Origin of the sequence: Methanobacterium lacus (genome assembly GCF_000191585.1) — an archaeon.
GTDB classification, from domain to species: Archaea; Methanobacteriota; Methanobacteria; order Methanobacteriales; family Methanobacteriaceae; genus Methanobacterium_B; species Methanobacterium_B lacus.
In genome coordinates this window covers 1,101,332-1,124,024 of sequence record NC_015216.1, presented here as the reverse complement: position 1 = coordinate 1,124,024, position 22,693 = coordinate 1,101,332, and the positions used below count along the sequence as shown (strand labels likewise).

Annotated in this window: 15 protein-coding genes; 12 read left to right on the top strand and 3 right to left on the bottom strand. The window is 30.9% G+C overall.

The genetic code is table 11. From position 1 onward, the window contains the following. Positions 1 to 277: 277 nt before the first annotated feature. The 7 genes from METBO_RS05605 to METBO_RS12645 all read left to right on the top strand — a co-directional run bounded on the left by METBO_RS05605 (position 278) and on the right by METBO_RS12645 (position 10,293). Positions 278 to 3,043 carry a type I restriction endonuclease subunit R gene (locus tag METBO_RS05605; RefSeq protein WP_394294935.1) on the top strand — a complete coding sequence of 922 codons (2,766 nt, stop codon included), beginning with the start codon at positions 278 to 280 and terminating at the stop codon, positions 3,041 to 3,043. A gap of 13 nt (positions 3,044 to 3,056) precedes the next feature. Continuing rightward, positions 3,057 to 4,508 (top strand): YecA family protein, encoded by a 1,452-nt coding sequence (locus tag METBO_RS05600; RefSeq protein ID WP_013644711.1) that lies wholly within the window; start codon positions 3,057 to 3,059, stop codon positions 4,506 to 4,508. Between the two features lie 22 nt (positions 4,509 to 4,530). Then, positions 4,531 to 5,742, top strand: coding sequence for a restriction endonuclease subunit S (locus METBO_RS12975; protein WP_013644710.1), 1,212 nt, complete (start codon positions 4,531 to 4,533; stop codon positions 5,740 to 5,742). Beyond that, the gene (locus METBO_RS05590) at positions 5,736 to 7,253 is read left to right on the top strand and encodes a type I restriction-modification system subunit M (protein WP_013644709.1); all 1,518 of its coding nucleotides are present in this window, start codon (positions 5,736 to 5,738) and stop codon (positions 7,251 to 7,253) included. The genes METBO_RS12975 and METBO_RS05590 overlap by 7 nt, the downstream gene beginning before the upstream one ends. Positions 7,254 to 7,255: 2 nt before the next feature. Beyond that, positions 7,256 to 8,650, top strand: a complete 1,395-nt coding sequence (locus METBO_RS05585; protein ID WP_013644708.1) for an ApeA N-terminal domain 1-containing protein — start codon at positions 7,256 to 7,258, stop codon at positions 8,648 to 8,650. 126 nt (positions 8,651 to 8,776) lie between these two features. Then, a complete protein-coding gene (locus tag METBO_RS05580) occupies positions 8,777 to 9,334 on the top strand; it encodes a hypothetical protein (RefSeq protein ID WP_013644707.1) in 558 nt (185 codons plus the stop codon). Continuing rightward, positions 9,331 to 10,293, top strand: coding sequence for a toll/interleukin-1 receptor domain-containing protein (locus METBO_RS12645; RefSeq protein ID WP_013644706.1), 963 nt, complete (start codon positions 9,331 to 9,333; stop codon positions 10,291 to 10,293). Before METBO_RS05580 ends, METBO_RS12645 begins: the two co-directional genes overlap by 4 nt. A gap of 295 nt (positions 10,294 to 10,588) precedes the next feature. On the opposite strand, the gene METBO_RS05570 is transcribed toward METBO_RS12645, so the two are convergent. Continuing rightward, positions 10,589 to 11,992 carry an ApeA N-terminal domain 1-containing protein gene (locus METBO_RS05570; RefSeq protein ID WP_048186374.1) on the bottom strand — a complete coding sequence of 468 codons (1,404 nt, stop codon included), beginning with the start codon at positions 11,990 to 11,992 and terminating at the stop codon, positions 10,589 to 10,591. A 143-nt stretch (positions 11,993 to 12,135) separates the two neighbouring features. Here METBO_RS05570 and METBO_RS05565 point away from each other — a divergent pair, with 143 nt between their 5' ends. Beyond that, the gene (locus METBO_RS05565; protein ID WP_013644704.1) at positions 12,136 to 12,792 is read left to right on the top strand and encodes a VRR-NUC domain-containing protein; all 657 of its coding nucleotides are present in this window, start codon (positions 12,136 to 12,138) and stop codon (positions 12,790 to 12,792) included. A gap of 85 nt (positions 12,793 to 12,877) precedes the next feature. Beyond that, on the top strand, positions 12,878 to 14,056 hold the full coding sequence (locus tag METBO_RS05560) for a hypothetical protein (protein ID WP_013644703.1): 1,179 nt from the start codon (positions 12,878 to 12,880) through the stop codon (positions 14,054 to 14,056). A 36-nt stretch (positions 14,057 to 14,092) separates the two neighbouring features. Here the strand turns inward: METBO_RS05560 and METBO_RS05555 are convergent, their stop codons facing one another. Together METBO_RS05555 and METBO_RS12640 are read right to left on the bottom strand one after the other, a co-directional pair. Further along, complete coding sequence (locus tag METBO_RS05555; RefSeq protein ID WP_013644702.1) at positions 14,093 to 14,362, bottom strand: hypothetical protein; 270 nt, start codon at positions 14,360 to 14,362, stop codon at positions 14,093 to 14,095. Positions 14,363 to 14,782: 420 nt separating this feature from the next. After that, positions 14,783 to 15,607 (bottom strand): hypothetical protein, encoded by an 825-nt coding sequence (locus METBO_RS12640; protein ID WP_013644701.1) that lies wholly within the window; start codon positions 15,605 to 15,607, stop codon positions 14,783 to 14,785. Between the two features lie 723 nt (positions 15,608 to 16,330). Between METBO_RS12640 and uvrB the strand changes: the two genes are divergently transcribed. The 3 genes from uvrB to METBO_RS05535 all read left to right on the top strand — a co-directional run bounded on the left by uvrB (position 16,331) and on the right by METBO_RS05535 (position 22,677). Continuing rightward, a complete protein-coding gene (uvrB, locus tag METBO_RS05545) occupies positions 16,331 to 18,292 on the top strand; it encodes an excinuclease ABC subunit UvrB (RefSeq protein WP_013644700.1) in 1,962 nt (653 codons plus the stop codon). After that, positions 18,279 to 21,188 (top strand): excinuclease ABC subunit UvrA, encoded by a 2,910-nt coding sequence (uvrA, locus tag METBO_RS05540; protein ID WP_394294934.1) that lies wholly within the window; start codon positions 18,279 to 18,281, stop codon positions 21,186 to 21,188. Before uvrB ends, uvrA begins: the two co-directional genes overlap by 14 nt. A 613-nt stretch (positions 21,189 to 21,801) precedes the next feature. Continuing rightward, complete coding sequence (locus tag METBO_RS05535) at positions 21,802 to 22,677, top strand: sensor histidine kinase (RefSeq protein WP_013644698.1); 876 nt, start codon at positions 21,802 to 21,804, stop codon at positions 22,675 to 22,677. Positions 22,678 to 22,693: the final 16 nt, after the last annotated feature.

The following is a 22,693-nucleotide window of genomic DNA, read 5'->3' as shown; positions in this document are numbered from 1 at the left end:
CTATCCGGAGATTCCGGATAGTTCAAAAGAAAATTATAATTAATAATTTGTTCGTCATAGCGCGGTATGGCGAAGTAAAAATTTTTTAGGATAATATGAAAATGGATATTAAGGGTTATTTTTTCTCAATTAAAACAGATTGCGGTTTAAGGATTTTTACTTTTGGATCATTAATTTGAACAATTTTTAATAGAATTAATAAAAACACTGTTTATGTTAATTTTGATATTTTTTTAATTAAGAATTAATCTATTAATTTATATACTTCTTATTGTGAATATTAGAATATAACTGGGGTTATGGGGGTATTAGGGTAGAGTCTAATCAGAATGATATTAAATTTATCAATGAATTTAGAACTAGGAAGCAGTATATTGATCCTGCCCTAAAAAAAGTTGGTTGGCTAACGAAATATATTAAAGAAGAAGTCAATCCAATTAAATCAAATTTTAAAAACAAAAATTTTGTTTATTTTGATGGAAATATCGAAAAAAATGTCGATAGATTCATAGACTATATATTATTAGATGAAGACAACACACCTTTAGCCATTATAGAAGCTAAAAGATACTCCAAAACACCAGATATTGGCCGTATACAAGCCCGTACATACGCAAAAGATATCGAAGAACAACTAACATTTAAAATACCTGTTTTTTTAACTAATGGTGAAAAATGGGTTTTCATTGATGAATATGGCATTGAAAGAAAAATTAGTGGCCCATTTTCACAAACAGATCTAAAAAGACGACGTGACCTATACGAAAATCGTAAAGATCCAAGAACAGTTAAATTAAGTACCCATATCGTGGATAGGCCTAGAAGTGTGCAGATTGTTCGTAAATTGAGTGAACATTTTGCTGAATGTCATAAAACTGCATTGATTGAGATGGCCACAGGTACAGGAAAGACCAGAGTGGCCGTGACCATTATAGACCTTTTAATCAGAGCAAATATGGTACGTAATGTTCTCTTCATTGCTGATCGTGTAGCACTCATAAGACAGGCTAAGGACAATGGGTTTAAAAAATATTTCAATGAACCTGTAGCAGATCTTAGGGATGGATTTAATCCTAACAGCAGATTATACGTCTCCACAGTTCAAACTTTGATGCAAGGTAAAAAAGGTAGAATGTTTGAAAAGTTCTCACCTGGATTTTTCGACCTAATTGTCTTTGATGAGGCACACCGATCTATTTACGATAAAAATAATTTGTTGTACCAATACTTTGATAGTATTAAGATAGGTTTAACAGCTACACCCCGTGAAAGGGAAACTCAAAGTACTGTTGATTTATTTGGATCTGCCACAGCAGAATATTCCTACGACGAAGCTGTAAGAGATGGTGTGCTTGTTCCATACTCTGCACATATAATATCTACTAAAGTATTGGGTGAAGGTATTCAAAAGGATAATCTTGATAAGTTTCTTAAAGACATTTTAAGAAGGCAAGAAGTCGATCCTGATAATTTTGAACCTACCGGTGCCCAATTTGACAGAATATTTATGGACGACAACACCAATGCCCTTATAATTAAAATATTTATGGAATCCTGTTACAAATCTGATGAAGGTAAACCTGCTAAAACGATTTTCTTTTGCGCAAGCAGACATCATGCTAGTCATATGAAAGAAATGTTTGGAGAATTGTTCCCGAAATTTTCAGATGAAGTACAAGTGATAACTTCTGACATGGCCCGGTGTGAAGATGAAGTTGAACGATTTAAAAAACAATCTAATCCAAGAATAGCTTTATCTGTAGGTATGCTTGATACTGGTGTAGATATTCCTGAAGTTTGCAACTTAGTATTTGTAAAACCTGTCTATTCATCTATAAGATTCTGGCAAATGTTAGGAAGGGGTACAAGAAATTTAGAATCATGTAAACACAAAGACTGGCTACCTGAAAATAAAAAAAATGACTTTCTAATATTTGATTTTATGATAGGTGGCCACTCAAACATAGAGTACCATGAGCTCGAAAGAAGCAAAGGATCTATAGTACCAAACGATGTCTTAACTACCATATTCAATAATCGGGTTGCTTTACTTGAAAAGGATTTAACACCTATTGAAAAACAGATAATATCCAAAAAAATCAGTGCCACTATCAACAATCTAGATGAAGATTTTTTCCTTGTAAGAGAAAAAAGATCTGTAATCGCTGAGATTAAAAATAGTGCTGATTTAAAGGATAATATCGGTAGTTTGATCGATGATATTTCTCCGATAATAATTACACAGTTTGGTTCAAATTCAAAAGTATCATCATTTATTTTAAGGGCAGAAAAACTCTTTGATTACGTTCTGGAAAGGAATAAAGAGAAGATTGAGGAAAAACGGCGTGAATTTACATTCATGATTAAAGTTGTTCTAGAGAAAGATAATCTTCAAGCAGTAAGTGAGAAAAAGTCACAGCTTATTACAGCCATAAAACCAGAATTCTGGGAAGATTTAACCTTTGAAGATGTTGAATTTCTCGTCAATGAAGTTGCCCCTCTTATGAAGTACTTTGAACCAACTGGCCAACCCATAGTTGATATACCTGTAGTTGATGAAATTTTAAGCTGGACAGAATTTCAAAAGGAAATTAAAGAAGACGAAGAACTCAACCGACTACTCGAAAGAAATGAAGCAGTTAAAAAGTTAAAGGAAGGTAAAGGAATAAACTCTTTAGAATTAATTAAACTTGAGAGAGAACTTTCAGCTTTAAAACCTGAAATTACCATTCAATCTATCCAAAAAAGTCAAAATATAGACTTTTTACAATTTTTAAGAGACATTATCCACATTAAAAGGGAAGATAACCCTCGGGCAATGATTGAAAAACGTTTTGACGATTTCATCACTTCAAATCAACAGTACAATTCAAAACAGCTGGAGTTTTTAATGCTTCTAAAGATGGTCTTTGCAGAACGAAAACACATCGAAATGAGAGATCTTGGTGGACCTCCTTTCGAAGAAGAAAATCCATTAGATTTGTTTACTTATGATGAATTAAAAGGAATTGTAGAAAAGTGTAATAGTATTAAGATGTGTTAAATCGGTGCATTAGATGGTTAATAAAGAAAGAGTTAAAATTGGTCGAAATGATCCTTGTCATTGTGGTAGTGGTATAAAGTACAAAAGATGTTGTTTAAACAAAGATAAAAACTTAAATCGAAGTACTTCAAATCAAAAAAATTTAGAAGAAAATGATGAATTAAACAAGAACAAAATTAAGGATATACCTTCTTTTCAAAAAATGGAAGATTCCATCAAAGGTATGGAATTTTTGAAAAGTGTTACAGAAATTGGTTTATTAGATGGTCTTATACCAATGGGTTTGGATGTTGACGCTTTAAAGGAAACATTATCCGAAGTTGATGGATTTGTCGAAGAATATCATGACATCACAAGTGTACCTGATAAATTTAATGAAGCTTTTTTAAAATGTGGCTGGGTATTTTATATGTCGATGAATCATGAAGTAGTAACTAACTCCATTAAATTATATGAACAAAGAAAATTTAATCAAGCAGAAAATATTTTAATAAACTATTATGATGAAAATATTGAACTTTTTATACAATGGTTAGGATGGATAGATGAATTTAAACCAAGATTAGAATTGATAGAAAAAGTTTATGAAGATTACGCTAATGAAAGATATCACGCTTGCATTCCGGTTCTATTAGCTGTTATTGATGGAATAGTATTTGATAATAAAGAAACTGGAAATAAAGGATTTTTTGGAGAAGAAAATAAATTAACTGCTGAAGATTCTATTGCAGCACATATTACAGGACTTCCAGAATTACAAAAAATATTGTCTTCACCACGTACAAAAACAACTACAGATGAATTGACAATTCCTTATCGTAATGGAATACTCCATGGACGTGATTTAAATTATGCCAATAAATCCGTTGCAATTAAACTTTGGGCTACATTATTTGCTTTAAAAGACGGTTTAGTAGAAATAAAGAAATCCAAAGAGCCTAAAGAGGAAGAAAAAGATTTAACTTTCAGTGAATTAACGGCTTCAATTAGGAAAAATGATATGAGGGAAACTCTACTGAAAAAGTGGAAACCACGTAATTTAGAAATTAATAAAGATTTTCCAGAATTTAGCTTATCTTCAGATTATCTTGAAGGAAGTCCTGAAAGAACTTTAGTTGAATTTTTTGAACTCTGGATGAAAAGAAATTTTGGATATATGGCTCAAAAAATGGATCATAGAACATTGAAAGAATATAGTATCGGTATTATTGCTGGAAAATTTAGCAGAGAAATATTCAATAAGAAAAATCTTAAATCATTCAAAATTTTAGAAATAATTGATGAAGCTCCTGCAATATCAGAAATAAAAACAGAATTAGTAATTGAGAAAAAAGAAAGACAGCTAAAAAAAGAAATTACTTTTAGAATAATTTATGAAGACGAAAAGGGCCAACCAGAAATTAGGACCATGAATAATGGTTCTTGGAAGTTTATCAGTTGTTTCGGAGAAATAGATAATATATAATCATTATCAGGTGATTGATTTAATGTTTACAGAAGGAGATTTGCCAAAAGTATGGAAAATTAAAAAGTTAACAGAGATTTGTGATGTGCGGGATGGGACCCATGATTCTCCAAAATATAAAAATGAAGGGTATCCTCTTGTCACTTCAAAAAATGTTGCAACGGGTTTTATTGACTTTTCTGATGTGAATTTAATTTCTAAAGATGATTATGATAATATAAATAAACGTTCATATGTGGATGATGGGGATATTTTAATGCCAATGATTGGGACCATTGGTAACCCAATAATTGTAAAAAAAGATCGAAAATTTGCAATTAAAAATGTAGCTTTGATAAAGTTCACAAAAACTGATGTTTCTAACAAATATGTTAAGCTATTTTTAGAAAGTATTCATTTTAAACATTATATTAAAAAAATTAATAGAGGAGGAACTCAGAAATTTATTTCCCTTAAAGATATTAGAAACTTTCCAGTTATTTTACCACCAATAGAAAAACAAAACAAATTAATAAAAATCTTGGAAAAAGCTGAAAAAATAAAAGAATGGCGAGTGGAAGCTGATAAATTAACTGATGAATATTTGAAAAGTGTATTTTTAGAAATTTATAATTCTGCATCTCATCATCCTGATCTAAAAGCAGACTATCTGTCGGAATCATTAAGGGATGTTAAAAATGGATTAAGTAGGCGAAGAAAAATCTCTGAAAATAAAGGCGATATCGTTTTACGTTTAAAAGATATTAGGGAAAATAAAATCGATTTAACTGAATTGAACAGGATTCCGCTAAATGAATTAGAAAAAGAAAAATATGGTGTAGAAAGAAATGATCTATTATTCATTAGAGTGAATGGAAATAAAGATTATGTGGGTCGTTGTGCTGTTTTTAGAGAATTTAATGAAAATATCTATTTTAATGATCATATTATGAGAGTTAAAATTGATTCAAACCAATTCAATCCTATTTTTTTAGCATTTTTAATAAACAGTGAGTATGGTAAAAAACAATTAAAAAATCATTTAAGAACTTCAGCAGGTCAGTATACTATAAACCAAAAAGGTTTAGAAAGATTAAAATTTTATCAACCTGATATATCTCTTCAAAATAGCTTTGTTGATTTATTTAATAAGATAGAGATCTTAAAAAAAGATCAATTCAATTCAGAAATAAAAATTAAAGAATTATTTGACACATTAATGCAAAAAGCGTTCAAAGGGGAACTTGTATGTTAGATCCAGAGCTTAAATCTAAAATTAACAAATTATGGGACATGTTTTGGAGCAGTGGGATATCCAACCCTCTCCAGGCCATAGAACAGATGTCCTATCTTATTTACATGAAGCGTTTGGATGATGATGAGAGGGCCAAAGAACAAAATGCAAAATTCAGTGAAGAGGAATATGAATCATTGTTTAAAGATTGTTCTGATTGTCGCTGGTCTAAATGGAACAACATGGCAGCAGACGAAATGTTAATACATGTAAGAGAAAAAGTTTTTCCATTTTTAAGAGATTTAGGAGATGAAAATTCTTTATATAGGCGTTATATGAAAGATGCAGTTTTTGCAATTCCTACAGGTTCCCTTCTCGTCGAAACCACAAGCATCATTGATGAAATGCATATTAAAGAACAAAATTTGGATACTAAAGGAGATATCTATGAGTATCTCTTGTCTGAACTTAAAACTTCTGGAAAAAATGGACAGTTTCGTACACCTCGACATATTATTCAAATGATGGTTAAAATAGTGGATCCAAAAGTTAATGAAATTATCTGCGACCCTGCATGTGGAACTGCGGGATTTTTAGTAAACTCATATCGACACATTCTAAAAGCAAACACTTCCCAAGAACTAATAAAAATAGATGATGAAGGCCAGGAATACAATTTTAAGGGTGACAAACTCAGTAAAAGTGAATATTTAGCTTTAAAAAATAATTCCTTATTTGGATTTGATTTTGATCAGACCATGGTCCGAATATCACTTATGAACCTAATGATGCATGGCATAAGCAATCCACAGATCGATCAAATAAATACCATTTCAATGCGATACAATCAGAATCCTAACTTTGATGTTGTTCTGGCCAACCCACCATTTAAAGGAAGCATAAATAAAGATGAACTTAATGATGACTTCTCAATAAATACTACTAAAACAGAGATATTATTTTTGGAATTGATGTACAATATTCTTAATATTGGTGGAAGATGTGCAGTTATTGTACCCCAAGGAGTTTTATTTGGAAATTCAAGAGCCCATAAATCTATCAGAAAAAAATTATTAGAGGATTGCAGATTAGATGCAGTAATATCTATGCCTTCGGGAGTATTCAGACCTTATGCTGGAGTATCTACAGGAATTTTAATCTTCACCAAAGGTGAGCCAACAGCAAAAGTTGGTTTCTATGATATGGAAGCAGATGGATACACTTTAGATGATAAAAGAACTTTCATAGATGGTAAAGGAGACATTCCAGACATAATTGAGAAATTTAAAAATTCAGAACCTGAACTATTCCAAGATAGAAAAGCTAAACATTTTTACGTCCCATATGAAGAAATTAAAGAGAATGATTACAGTTTAAGCATATCCAACTACAAAGAAATAGAATACGATGAAATAGAGTATGAATCTCCTGATGTTATTAAAGAAAAAATTTTAGAACTTGAAAAGAAAATTATTAAGGGATTAGAAGAGTTGGATTTTCAAATGAACAACAGAAACAATTTGGAGGATTAATATTGGAAAAGTTTGAAGAAAGAGGCGTTTTCTGGGTGCCAGAGAAAAATGTAAAATTATCTGGTGTTTTAAGATTCGATCCTCAAGAAAAAATTGAACTGGAAATATTTGGTTCAAAAGGAGAAACAAACTATCCTCTTTTTTCAGGAAAAATTCATCATGAAATAATGTTAGGAGTTATATCTGGCAGAAATGTAACATTATATCACTGTCATCAAATAAAAGGTCAAATTAAAGATAATGAATTTATGACATTAATTTTTGATATAAATACTATTTTTTTGGGTTATCATTTTAAAAATAAAAAAGATATTTGTTTTAATAGTCTTGATATTGAATATTCATATCTAGAAGACTGGGTTGATCGCACTGGATTTAATGTTTATCCTATTTTAAATTCAAAGAGATATATTGAAGAATATACAACTACCTACAAATATCCACAAAATGTTCATGCAAAATTAGACAATTTTCAAATTCAAATCAGATTCAGATTTCAACCTTTGCAATACAAATACAAAATTGATTTAAAACAAGATACTTACTTAGAAATAATTCCAAATGAAGTTATACATTTTAAGGAGTATAAACAAAAAATACTTGATAATATTCAAAATTTTTTAACTTTAGGGATTAGTGAACCTTTATTCCCTATAAATATCACTGGAAAAATTAAGAAAAATAATGTCAAAAATGACGATAAATATCCCAATTATACAAATATTGAGATATTTTACCGTACAATAACAGCTCATTTTCCTAAAAAACAAATGAATACTTGGGATATGTTTTTTTCGTTAGAAGATATTAATTTTAATGAATGTCTAAATAATTGGTTTAGAAAATATGAAAATCTTAAACCTGTAATCCAATTGTACTTTGGAATTCTTAATAACCCTTCACATTTAGAAAATAACTTTATAAATCTTGCTCAAGCCATTGAATCATATCACCGAAGAACATTTCAAGGTAAATATATGCCTACTAAAGAATACAAAAAATTGAGCAAAATTCTTAAGGAAAAAATTCCAGAAAAGATAGCCAAAGATCATAAAAATAGTTTAAAATCCAAAATAGATTTTGGAAATGAATTTTCTTTACAAACAAGACTATATGAAATTTTTGAGAAATATGAAGATGTATTAAAGATAAATATTAACAACCAAGATGAATTCATAAAGGATGTAAAAAATACAAGAAATTTTTTAACTCATTACAATAAAAACCTTGAAATAAAAGCTAAAACTAAAAATGAAGATTTATTTGATCTAATACAAAAACTCAAATTTATGTTAGAAGTTTGTTTTTTATTTGAATTAGGAATAAATTCAACTAAAATCATGAAATTAGTTTCTCAAGATAAAAGATACCAAACCAAATACCAGTTTTATGATTGATAAAATTGATTAATTCCTCTCAAGTGTTCATATTTTATAATTTTAAAGGACTAATTGATTTATAAGAAGTGGGTCGAAAAAGTTTTCAAGTAAACAAGTTAACTGCGTTAATGTTTAGGTGTGTTTATGCAAAAAAAAGGATTCTTAGGATTCTTTAAGTACATATTTGGAGGATTTGTAATTTTATATTGGATGTTCATTACGGGCATACCTTCAATACTTGGTTATGTATATATTCCTAATGGTATAACCTTAGATCGGCCTTCTTTGGCTATTCTTACAATAATTATATTTACATTAATTTTCTTGTGTTCGTGGCTTATTTATCAGGGTTGGCAAGTTTATCATACTAGTTTTGCTCAAAATGATCTTCCAAAAATTGTAGACTTTCTGCGTTCAGATAATTATGGAGAAGAATTCGTATTTTTAGTTGAAAACGAATCTAATATTAATTCTGGTAAAATTGCAGAACTTAGAAGATATTCTCACGGAGTTGAAGTAAGTTTTGCTCTAATAGAATTTATGGAAAAGAATTCCAAAGGACAATTTCAAGCAAAACATATCTGGTTCTCTCCCGGACATCTTCGAGAATTAAAATTGAACTGTTTTTCTGTTTCTGAAATTACAGTTGATTTAAATGTTAATATAAATACATTAAATAAATACATGGAGGAGCTAAAATGAATAAACACGTTTTTATTAGCTATTCACATGAAGATAAATATTTTGCTAATAGAATTGCAGAAGACTTAATGAAAAACGGAATAGAGGTTTGGTTTGATAAGTGGGAAATTCAAGTTGGAGACTCATTGATTGAAAAGATATTTTCAGAAGGATTGTCTAATAGTGATTATTTTTTAATTTTACTTTCTAAAGATAGTATTAACTCCAAATGGGTTAAAGAAGAACTAAATAATGCAATTATTCGAAGAATGGAGGGAGTTACTAAATTAATTCCACTATTAACAGAATCTATAGAAATTCCACAACCTTTAAAAGCTCTTAAATGGTTAGACATGTATTCTAATTATGATAAAGGCCTTCGTTCTCTCATCAATACCATTTATAATATTTCAGAAAAACCTCCAGTTGGTAAAATTCCAGAACATATTGTTTCTTTAAGGAATAGTGTGGGAGGTTTATCCAGGCAAGCTTCTACAATTGGTAGTTTATTAATATTTAAACAAGAAGAGGAACCTGGATTCGAAAGAAGCTATTCTGCTAGTGAACTTCATTCATTAATTGAATTTATGAATAATGAAGAATTTAATGATGCTATTGATGAATTAGAAGAATATGGTTTAGTTAAGACTCTTAAAGTTTTCGGAATGCATCCATATGACTTTGGACAAGTGAACGGGACATATGCTCTTTATTTGCATTTTAAAAATGAATTGAAATATGATCCTGAAAATGATATTAAATCCGTTGCAGCTGTTGTTAGTGAGAAAAAAGAAATTGATGGAAATAAGCTTCATTCTATGTTAAATATACCTCCTGTAAGATTAAATTATGCAGTAGCTTATCTTGAAGATTATGGTTACGTTAAAGTACTCAAATTTTTAGGAACGCATCCTTACGATTTTGGTATAGTCACTGCAACTAGACATACACGCCAATTTGTAGATGAACACTGTAAATAATAAAACTTATTGTTTATTTATTTATACAATCAATATTCTCAATAAATTCAATCCATTCGATTTAATCTTTTTAAGACTATTAAATTGATGAATATGACCTCGTATATTTATTATATGTTCAATTTCTTCATTTTTTTCTCTAATAAATTGGATTGATAATTTGAAGAAAGTATACTAGTATCAATCTTTATTCACCAAATTAATTGAGTAACAGACATTGCACCATCTCAAAAAAAACAGAATCATAAGTTCTAGAATACATGAATATTAAAAAAAAATGAATCAAAAATTAGAATTAAATATTAACCATTTTCATATATTTAAACGCATAATGTGATTTCCTCTTTTCTATTAATTGTTTAATATATTCTTGTTTGAATCCCATATCTTCTAATAGATATAATTCAAAGACTATTTTCAATATTACTGTTGTATAAAAAAGTTGTCCATAGTCTATGTTGTTATTTTTATCTTTATGAACCAAAGAATTACGATTAGTGACTACTTTATAAATAAAACTCTCTATTCTTGTCATATTACGAAATACGTCGGAATAAGGCCTTAAAATATTCAATAATCTTGCTCTCAAACTTGGTTCATTACTATAATTTAATTGAGATTCCAACCATTTTTCATGTTCTATAGGTGCGACTCTGATAATTGATTCTACTCTTTTATTATGTAAATACTTGTCAATTTCAATATTATCTGTCCTCGAACGGTGGTATCCTTCCAGAGCCATTATGACATTTAAAAATTGATTTTCAAGAAATAAATTTTTATTATAAACTGTACTAAAATAAGAATTATAAACACTATTATATAAAGAAGAATTTACTAGCCAATTTAATAAATATCTTTTTATATCTTTTTTTACTTCATCAAATGGAAAAAGCATTTGATAAGAATTCACTTCTTCTAATAGTTTAGGAATTTGAGAGTGAGTAACATAAATATCTATAAATGGAGAACTCTCTACAATAGGACCTTCAAAATCATCATCCACTATTTGGATTATTTTATCTTTTCTAACTTTACCTTTTATCTTTAAAGGGTATGTAGGATGCATAAATGCAATTGTTAAAAAATTTTGGATAGAACGAATTATATTTTCATATTCTGCCCAAGGTTTGTTATTTTGAAATGATTCAATCCAAATATTGGCATATTGGGTTACAGTCATTTTTCTAAATGAAGAAAAAGGCATACTTTTATGAAAATCTATAAAAACCTTATAATCGCCCATTTTTGTTAGTGGAATACTTTTAGGCCTATTCTCCAATTCATCTATTTTTAAAGGCATATCTATCCATTCATCTAAATTAGAATATTGAATTGAAATACACTTCAGTTTAATATCAGATAAATTTTCAAAATGATGTCCTACAAATATGTACCACACTTTTAAAGTGAATATAAATACTTCTTCCTGTCCATGGCCCCCACCTTTATAACTATTTGAAATGTTGTGGCATTTGTATAATGTAATTTTTTTTCCTTCCGATGTTAGACCTAAAACTATTTCATGATATGGTTCGGTTGGATCTCTATCAAATGGTTCAAATTTATCTTCAGAAAAATCTGATAACTTTAAAATTGCCCCCTCGCCTGGAACATATTCAAGTTTGCCAAATACTTTTTCTTCATCAGGTTTATTTGGAAACCACCAATAACCATTAAATTCTATTTTATCATCCATAAAAAAAACACCAGATATTCCAAGATTCATCCCTTAATTTCTACTAAAATTAATCTAGCATCAATCATTTTAAATTTAATTGTTTTAATGTGTATCATTGCCAACTTTATTTATTTAAGTGTTGAATTCATATATAAGTGCAAATGATTTCTTTAACAAATATAAATTTAACCAGAGAAAAAAGTCCAAGAAGAGGAAAAGCAAAATATTTATTAGGTAATGGCATTTGGGGGCTTACAGCTGAAGAATCAGCAAAAGATTACTATGAAAGTTTAGGATATAAAGCTAGAAATACCGAAAATCAATTTTGGCAAAGTTTTATGATTTTTTTCTTATGGGATAATAAAATTGAAGGAAAAATTAGTGTAAATGAAAAAATAGATTATTTAAAATCAAAAAATTTAGAAAATTATTTAATTCAATCTCACAATGAGCATTTTATTAACACTTTCGATGGGAATTACAAATATTCTAGATATACTGATAGATGGGATCATTATCTTATAGAAGATTACTTAATACCCTTAAAATTTATAGAAAAAGAGAAATTATTGGAGTTTATCAAAAGATTGGCTTTTAAAAATACAGGTCTCCCGGATTTAATTGTTTATAATGAGGAAAATTTCTTTTTTTCTGAAGTTAAAAGTGAAAATGATCGAATATCTGATGATCAATTTGAATGGCATATGTTTCTCTCAGAAAAATTAAACTTAAACGTAGAAATTTTATTAATAAACAATTCTCAAAAGAAAATTGAGAACATTAAAAATCGTTATCAAAAATGTGGATTTCATATTTGATATAGAAAATCATTTTTGAAAGGGATCTCTAATTTCAAATATTACAATAATTATAATTTCTAATTCATTATACTATGGTGATATTATGAGATGTAAATACAAATATGAGTATTTTCCGTGTTATGAAGACACTTACAAAAATTATGATTATTGTATTCTGCATTTACAACCAAATATGGATTTTAATGAAGACGATATGTATAAAATTGAAAAACTAAAGCATATCAAAATTAATGAAAAAATTAAAAATGGGGATTTTAATTTCGATGGTATTTTTGTAAGAGACATATATTTTGAAAACATGGAAATTTCTAAGGACATGAGTTTTCGCGGAGCTTTATTTGAGGAATTTCACTTTAATTCTTCAATTGTAACAGGAAATATTGATTTTAGTGATGCAAAAATTACAAAATGGGTAGATTTTACAAAAAGCAAAATAGATGGTAATGCAATATTCACATCGGCAAAACTCCCGTATAAAGGACTATTTGAGAAATTTAAAGTAAAATATAATGTTGATTTCGAGAATTGCTCTTTAGAAGGTTATTTAGCATTAAATGAGTCCAATATTGGTGGACGATTAAATTTTGCTTCAACAAAAATGGAAAGTCTAAACTTAAATTCAAGTAGAATAGGATCCTTAATTCTTGATCATACACAATTAACTGGGAATTTATATGCGCAAAATGCAGCAATCTGGGGAATGGTTGTAAACAATTCATCAGCAAAGTTTATGAACTTTGATGAGTCAAAAATTACAAAAGATGTTGAATTGTATTCCAATAGTTTTAAAGAAGGTATTAGTTTCGATAAAACATCATTCATTGTGCCATTATCTCAAGAAAAAACATCCCGTTATGTTAAAAATATATGGGAAAAATTAGGAGATCGAAACAAAGCAGATTATTATTTTTATCGAGAGATGGAAGCCAAACGACTTCAGAAGGGCAAACTAAAAAGATTTTTGGAATATGTATTTGTTCAATGGGCTTTTGAATATGGGAGTAATCCATACAAAGTACTAGGATTATGGTTGATATTAATATTAGGTTTTAGTTTAATATATGGTATTTTAAATGCTGTTGAAGGGATTGCAAATCCTTTAGATTATATTTATTTCAGCGTATTCGCAGGGACAGGATTTGATTATGCATCATATCATTTAAAAGATGGTTTTCAATTTTTAGCAAGTATTGAAGTAATATTTGCAATTTTTATATGGGGTGCTTTTTTAGTTATATTTTCTAGAAAATATATGCGGTAAAGTTGATTATGTGTAACAAATCTAATTTTATGAAACCTACCTTTCCATATTTACTGTTATAACATCATCTTTACAAGTTATAGAGCTTAGAATAAAAAGTGAGTCCGCTTTTTTTATACCGTTTTCATCATTATAAATTAATTTCATACGTTTACCTTCTTTACTTTTTAGATGGGTGTATATCCTATCATTACTACTATTTCTGTTGAATTTAAAGTGAGGTTTTCCAATTGGATAATAATGACGAGTAACCTCAGTAATTTCCAACCCATCAATATTTAAATAAACTGATGACATTCTTGGCATATTTATCCCTCCATAGAATACTTGGAGAGTTTATTTATTAATAGTTTCTAAATAAAAATCATGTGATAATCAAAAATTGAATAATATCATCGTAATAGAATAGATGTCCTAATAATGATTATGAAATTTATTGCGGACTATATTATATATATTAAAATCTTTTTATCTAATCTAATTACCTTATTTCATCCCATAAACAACTCGTATTCCTTGCGTATGTTCATCTAACTTCTTATTAATTGTCTGCATTCTAAATCACCTCATAAGATTATACATTCCTAATTATTTCATTACATTTTTCAAATTTCTAATTACTCAACCTAATCCTCACCTATTTCTAATTATCTTTCAATGAATGTCATAAAATTTTCAAAAAAATGGATTTAAAAAAAATATTTACTAATATCAAGGCTAATTTTTTTATTCTTTTAATTGTTCTCTTAAAGTGTTTTTCAATGCTTCTTTTAACTTCTCTGCCCCATCTATAGAATTTTCGTATACGATGTACCTATGATGTCCTAGATCAAATGGAATGTCATCTACATTTTGTGTAATTAAAATCACTTCTTTATTCATTGCATGTGCTAATCCCAATTCATAAAAAACATTCGGATTTTTTTCAGTTAACTCTGCAACTAAAATTCGTGCTTTCTGGATATAATTCCAGATATCTTCTATTATTACTCCAATCGTAAAAATTTCATCTGCTCTTTTACAATTTAAAGCAAATTCATCATCTTCAACTATTTCCTTTATGGTATTATATATGGAATTAAATTTTTCATCAAAAGGCATTAAAACAAAACAAAGTTTTTCATCAATTTCTAATTCATCCTTTTTTAGTTCAAATTTTCCTTTATCATTATCAATTTCTAATTCTTTTAGGTCAATCGTTCCGTAATCATCATCATCAATTTCAATTAATATTTTGTTTATTTTTTGTTCCATAGGATTATATAAAGATCTTATATATTCTCTTCTTGATTGGTAGGTTGGTAAATTAATTTTCCAATAAGAATAAAAATCTTTCAAAGATTGATGAGAGTTGAGATGAAGTAATTTTAAACCTTGTTTCTCAAAGTTATGAATTTTTTTATTTATTGAAAAATGAATTTTCTTATATTTTTCATCACAATCTTGAATATTATGAGAACCATTAGTAGAGACATCTTCCATTATAGCTTCTATTTTAGTTATATCATTCTTTAATTTTAGTATTTGATTTTTAAACTCTGTTTTTATCATATAATACTCCCCCAAATACATTTGATTTATATCATATAAATCAAGATGGATTTCTAAGATTAATTATATCAAATTTTTATAATCAAAAAAAAAAAAAAAAATTAATAAATTATATTCAAAATTTCAAAAAAATTACTTTAGAAAAATTATAATTGATTGGATATTAAGATGAATCATTTCAACAATTAACAATATTTCTCAAGTTGATCATCAATTATTTGTGATTTATTATTAAATAATTTCCGGAATATAAATTTTAAGAAGATATTATTTTAATATTCTAAAAATTTAATTTTTATTCTCATTTGCTCTCTACCTCAACATCTAATAATTAATATTTATAACTTATATTTGGGGTAGAAAAAAAATGAAAAAACTGAACTCAATTTTACAAATTTTCAAAACATATATGACATGATGTACTATTTAATATCATAAAACTTAGTAGAATGTGCAGTATTACCAAGGATCAAATAAGTATTAAAACATATACGATAACTTCAAAATAATAAACACAAAGACTTTTATTACATAAAATTATAATAATAGTATTGGATTTAAATATTAAAAAAGACCTTTATAGAAGTTTGAATGGAAGTCTTAAAACGATTGAATACAAGCAATATATGATTGTTTACTCTATTTCTAAATTTAAACCATTAATTTATTTGGTTTAATACTAACTTAAATTTATTCTGTTATTCTAAAGAGAGGATAATAAAAATGTCAGAATTTAAACTAATATCACCCTACAAACCTTTAGGAGATCAACCTAAAGCAATTAAATCAATTTCAGAAGGATTTAACAAAGGTCTGAAACATCAGACCCTTCTAGGTGTGACAGGTTCAGGTAAAACATTCACAATGGCCAACGTTGTTAAAGAGGTTAAAAAACCCACCCTCGTGATTTCACACAACAAAACATTGGCAGCCCAACTTTACGAAGAATTCAAGGAATTCTTCCCAGACAATGCAGTGGAGTACTTCGTGAGTTACTACGATTATTATCAGCCAGAAGCTTACATTGCCCAATCTGATACTTATATAGATAAAGAAGCCCAAATAAATGATGAAATAGATATGATGCGTCACTCAACAACCCAATCTCTTTTAACAAGGGATGATGTGATTGTTGTGAGCAGTGTATCATGCATCTACGGTATTGGATCCCCTGAAGATTATGGAGGACTCATCCTTTCAGTCGAAGTTGGAGACAGCGATGGAAGGGAAAAAATAATCAGAACCCTCATTGACATGCAGTACGAAAGAAATGATATCGACTTTACAAGGGGAAAATTCAGGGTAAGAGGAGACGTTGTAGAAATCAGGCCTGCACAGGGAAATATTGGAATCAGAATTGAACTGTTTGGAGACGAAGTGGACAGAATATCCCTCATAGATCCCCTGCTTGGAAGCGTTAAGAGGGACATGGATCGTGTGGTTGTTTTCCCGGCCAAACACTTCGTAACCTCCAAGGACAAGATCGAATCCGCCATTACCAATATTGAAAAAGAACTTGAAGAAAGATTAACTGTACTACATTCCCAGAATAAGCTAGTTGAAGCCCAGAGACTTGAACAGAGAACAAGATTCGACATGGAAATGCTTCAAGAAGTAGGTTACTGTACAGGGATTGAAAACTACTCCATGCACCTATCAGGAAGAAAGTGGGGTGAAACACCCATAACACTCATGCAGTACTTTCCAGATGATTTCTTGACCATAATAGATGAATCACATGTGACAGTGCCACAAATTGGTGGAATGTATGCTGGAGATAGGGCGCGTAAAGATTCTCTGGTTGATCATGGTTTCAGATTACCCTCAGCAAGGGAGAATAGGCCATTAAATTTCTCTGAATTTGAGATGATCCAAAATCAGGTGCTCTATGTATCTGCAACACCAGCCAAGTATGAACTGGGAATCAGTCAGAACATGGTTGAACAGATCATAAGACCTACTGGATTGGTTGATCCAGAAATAATAGTTAAACCAGTTGTTGGCCAGGTTGATCATCTTTTAGGTGCAATTAAAGCCAAAGTTGAAAAGGATCAAAGGGTGCTTGTCACAACCCTCACCAAAAAAATGGCAGAAGACCTAACAGACTACTATGCTAAGGTTGGAATCAAGGTAAGGTACCTTCACTCCGACATCACCACCCTCGAGAGAATAGATATCATAGACGAACTAAGAAGGGGTAGTTTTGATTGTCTTGTGGGTGTTAACCTTCTGAGGGAAGGTTTGGACCTTCCAGAAGTAGCGCTTGTTGGTATACTCGATGCAGATAAGGAAGGATTTTTAAGGTCAAAAACCTCACTCATACAAACAATTGGAAGGGCTGCGAGAAATGTGGAGGGCCAAGTAATTATCTACGCCGATAAGATAACCGACTCAATAAGTTCTGCAGTTGAAATAACCAATGAAAGGCGAAAGTTACAGATGGCCTACAACAAGGAAAATGGTATCAACCCTAAATCAACTGTGAGATCTGTTAAAGAAAAGACTAAAAAAGATACTAAGATAAGGGATAATGTTAAAGACATTCCTAAGGACGAATTATTACTATTAATTAAGGATCTCGAGGCAGATATGAAGAAAGCCTCACAAAAGCTTGACTTTGAAACAGCAGCTAAGATCCGTGATAAAATACAATTTTTAGAAGGAGCATCACCTGATGAATACTAAAAAGGATTACATAACCATAAAAGGGGCCAGGGAACACAACTTGCAAAATGTTGACCTCACCCTTCCAAGGGACAAATTTCTCGTGATTACAGGGCTGAGTGGTTCTGGAAAATCTTCCCTTGCATTTGACACCATATATGCTGAGGGACAAAGAAGATACGTGGAATCATTATCTGCCTATGCCCGTCAATTTTTGGGTCAGATGAAGAAGCCAGAAGTTGATTACATAGAGGGACTGTCCCCAGCAATATCAATTGATCAAAAAACAACCAGGGTAAACCCAAGATCCACTGTGGGTACTGTTACAGAGATATATGATTACTTCAGACTACTATTTGCAAGAATCGGAACACCACATTGTTATAAATGTGGCAAGGAAATTTCACAACAGACATCTGGACAGATAGTTGATTCCATACTCACAGAGCCTGAAGAGACCAAAATTCAGATACTCGCACCTATAATTAAGGATAGGAAAGGAGAACATGTCAAAGTCTTCGATGATCTAAAGAAGAAGGGATTCATACGGGTCCGTGTAGATGGTGAAATTTCTGGTATCGACCAAGAATTTGATCTAGATAAAAAAAGGAAACACAGTATCGAAGTGGTTGTTGATAGGCTTGTTATCAGAAGAGATGAAGATTTCAAACGAAGATTAGCAGATTCTGTTGAAACTGCCCTTGAACTTGGTGAAGGTCTTGTAATAGTCTCATATGCTGATGGTAAAACTGACGACAGGGTTTTCAGTGAACATTTCGCATGTACTGACTGTGGTATAAACTTTGAAGAAATAAGCCCCAGGATGTTCTCATTCAATAATCCACATGGTGCATGTCCTGAATGTAACGGACTTGGAAGTAAGCTTGAGATAGACACTGATTTTGTTGTACCAGACAAAAACCTTTCATTGAATGAGGGGGCCATATTACCGTGGAGTAAATCAGGTAACAAAGACAATTACTACTCACAGATGTTAAAGGCCGTGTCTGATCACTATGGTTTTAGTATGGACACCCCATTTGAAGACCTGCCAAAGAAGTATCAGGACTACATTCTCTACGGAACACCTGACAAAGTTGAATTTAATTTTAACAGAAAAAACAGACATTACAAGGTTAACAGACGCTTTGAAGGTGTAGTTAAACGTATGGAACGATTGTTCATGGAAACCCAATCCAACTACATGAGAAGTTACGTTGGTAAATTCATGAGTGATCGTAAATGTCCTGTTTGTGGAGGAACCAGACTCAGGCCTGAAAGCAGATCAGTGACAGTGGGTGGAATATCCATATCTGAAGTTGTGGAAATGCCTATTAAAGCTTCAAAAAAGTTTTTTGACGAACTAGAACTCAAAGAAATGGAACTCTACATAGCCAAGGAGATCTTGAAGGAAATTAAGGAACGTCTAAAATTCCTGGTTGATGTGGGTCTTGATTACATAACCCTTGACAGATCTTCCGGTACACTGAGTGGAGGAGAGGCACAGAGAATAAGGCTTGCCACCCAGATAGGTTCAGGATTGGTTGGTGTTCTCTACATTTTAGACGAACCAAGTATAGGCCTTCATCAGAGGGACAACGCACGTTTAATAGAAACCTTAAAAAGACTCAGAGATATTGGTAACACCCTCATCGTTGTTGAACACGATGAAGACACCATAATGTCTGCGGACCACGTGGTAGATATTGGCCCAGGTGCAGGGGAACATGGTGGTAAGGTTATTGCAGAAGGAACTCCCAAGGAAATAATGGAAAATCCTAATTCAATCACAGGACATTACCTGTCTCGAAGAGAGCTCATTGAAGTGCCTGAAAATAGAAATCTTCCAAATGGAAATTATTTATCTGTGAAGGGTGCTAGACAGAACAACCTCAAAGGAATAGATGTTAACTTTCCTTTGGGAGTATTCACTTGCATAACAGGTGTTTCAGGTTCTGGTAAAAGTACACTCATAAACGATGTTCTCTACAAGGGAGTTAATGGTAAGCTTAACCGTAAGAACATGCTTGCAGGTAAACATGATGAAATAACGGGCATTGAAAACCTGGACAAAGTGATCATAATTGATCAGTCACCCATAGGCAGAACACCTAGATCCAACTCTGCAACCTACACCGGAGTTTTCACCCATATAAGGGAACTCTTTGCAACTACTGTTGCAGCTAAAAGCAGAGGTTACAAACCTGGAAGATTCAGTTTCAATGTTAAAGGTGGACGTTGCGAAGCTTGTAGCGGTGATGGAATAATCAAAATTGAAATGCACTTCCTTGCAGATGTCTACGTGCCTTGTGAAGTTTGTAAAGGTAAACGGTACAACAGGGAAACCTTGGATGTGAGGTATAAGGGTAAAAACATTGCAGAAGTTCTTGATATGACTGTGGAAGAATCACTGGAATTTTTCAAGAACATCCCAAAGATCCATAAGAAACTCAAGACTTTGGATGATGTGGGACTGGGATACATCAAGCTCGGACAGCCTGCAACCACCCTCTCCGGAGGAGAAGCTCAAAGAGTTAAATTAGCCAAGGAATTAAGCAGGCAAAGTACCGGAAAAACTCTTTACATCCTAGACGAACCAACCACAGGACTTCACTTTGCAGATATTAAAAAGTTACTAGATGTTCTTGGACGTTTAAGAGATTCAGGCAACACCATACTCGTGATTGAACACAACTTGGACGTTATTAAGACTGCAGATTACATCATAGATCTAGGTCCTGAAGGTGGAGACGATGGTGGTAGAGTAGTTGCAGAGGGCACACCTGAAGAAATTGCCATGGGCACAAGCTACACTGGAAAGTATCTTAAAACTGTTTTAGAAGAAAGTGTACCCAACATAGCCGGTGAAATTGTCCAAGACAATGATATGGCAGAAACAGCCTCTAAGAACAGTTAAATGGAAGTTAAGACTTCCATCAACTCATTTTTTTTACATCCTAATTGAATCTTAATTTATTATAATATTTTTTTGAATTACCCAATTTAGTTTACTCTTGAAATAAATTGAAGGAATTAACTGGGGTTAATGTTAATTAGGAGTGATAGGTACAGCTAACACAGTTACATATCTAAATATCATAATCAAATATTTATGATGTTAATGGGTAGAATATTAACATTAATACTGTAAAATAGTGATTATTTATTATTTAACGCATCCAATGGAATGTATTTTTAATTACTGTATGTGTTCCTATCTTAGTAATCTTATTCTTGCGTTTCTTTTGTTATTTATTCCAGAATTCTTTGAATATGGGATCATATTTTATATTTGTTAGGTTCATACTTATTTTAACTTGTTTAATAAAATTGAACGTGACTATGCAGGTGATTAACGGAAGGAATTATATACCAAGGAGTTCTATAAAATTTATTATTATGATTAAACGCTGTTTTTCGGGGGGAAGTTCAGCTATTAACCACTATGACAGTTTGATGGTTGATCCGATTTTCATTCCGATTTTTGCACAGTTTTGTTTCAAAAAAATAATTAAATGGAGAAGTTAAAAATGATTAGCGGGTTTTTAATCGCAATTCCATCTTTGGATCCTATTTATAACATTTTAGGTAGGGGAGATTATTTCATACTTCTTCTTCTGTTACTTGTAATACTGATGGTGGCACTGTTAACTGAACGTGTTGAAAAGGTTAGAACCCTTAACAAATTGAATCAAGAACTTAAAACGGAAGCAATGAAGCTTGAAGATGCAAACAACGAACTTGAAGCCTTCGCATATTCTGTTTCACACGATCTAAGAGTACCATTAAGAGCTATTGACGGTTTTTCTCGAATAGTAATTGAAGATTATGAAAAAGAACTTGATGAAGAAGGTGTGAGACTTTTAAATGTCATACGTGATAACACTAAGAAAATGGGTCAGTTAATAGACGACATTTTATTACTATCACGTGCAGGACGTCAGGAAATGAACAACAGCAAGTTGGATATGACATCACTTGCTAAAAATGTTTACAATGAATTTCAACAGGATGTAAGCTCCAGAAACATTGACTTTGTTGTTGAGGATATGCCTCCAGTTGATGCTGACAGGGCACTTATGACACAGGTTTTAACCAATTTAATTGGAAATGCCATTAAATTCACCAAAAAAACAGAAAATCCTAGAATAGAGTTAGGTTACACCGAAGATGAAGCCAATTACATTTACCATGTTAAGGATAATGGTGCAGGTTTTAATATGAAGTACTACGATAAACTCTTCGGCCTTTTCCAAAGACTTCACAGCCAAGAAGAATTTGAAGGTACTGGTGTGGGATTATCAATCGTTCAAAGAATCATAAGCAGACATAATGGACGTGTTTGGGGTGAAGGTGAAGTTGGAAAGGGCGCAACAATTTATTTTTCACTACCTAAAACTAAATAATGAATGAATTAATAAT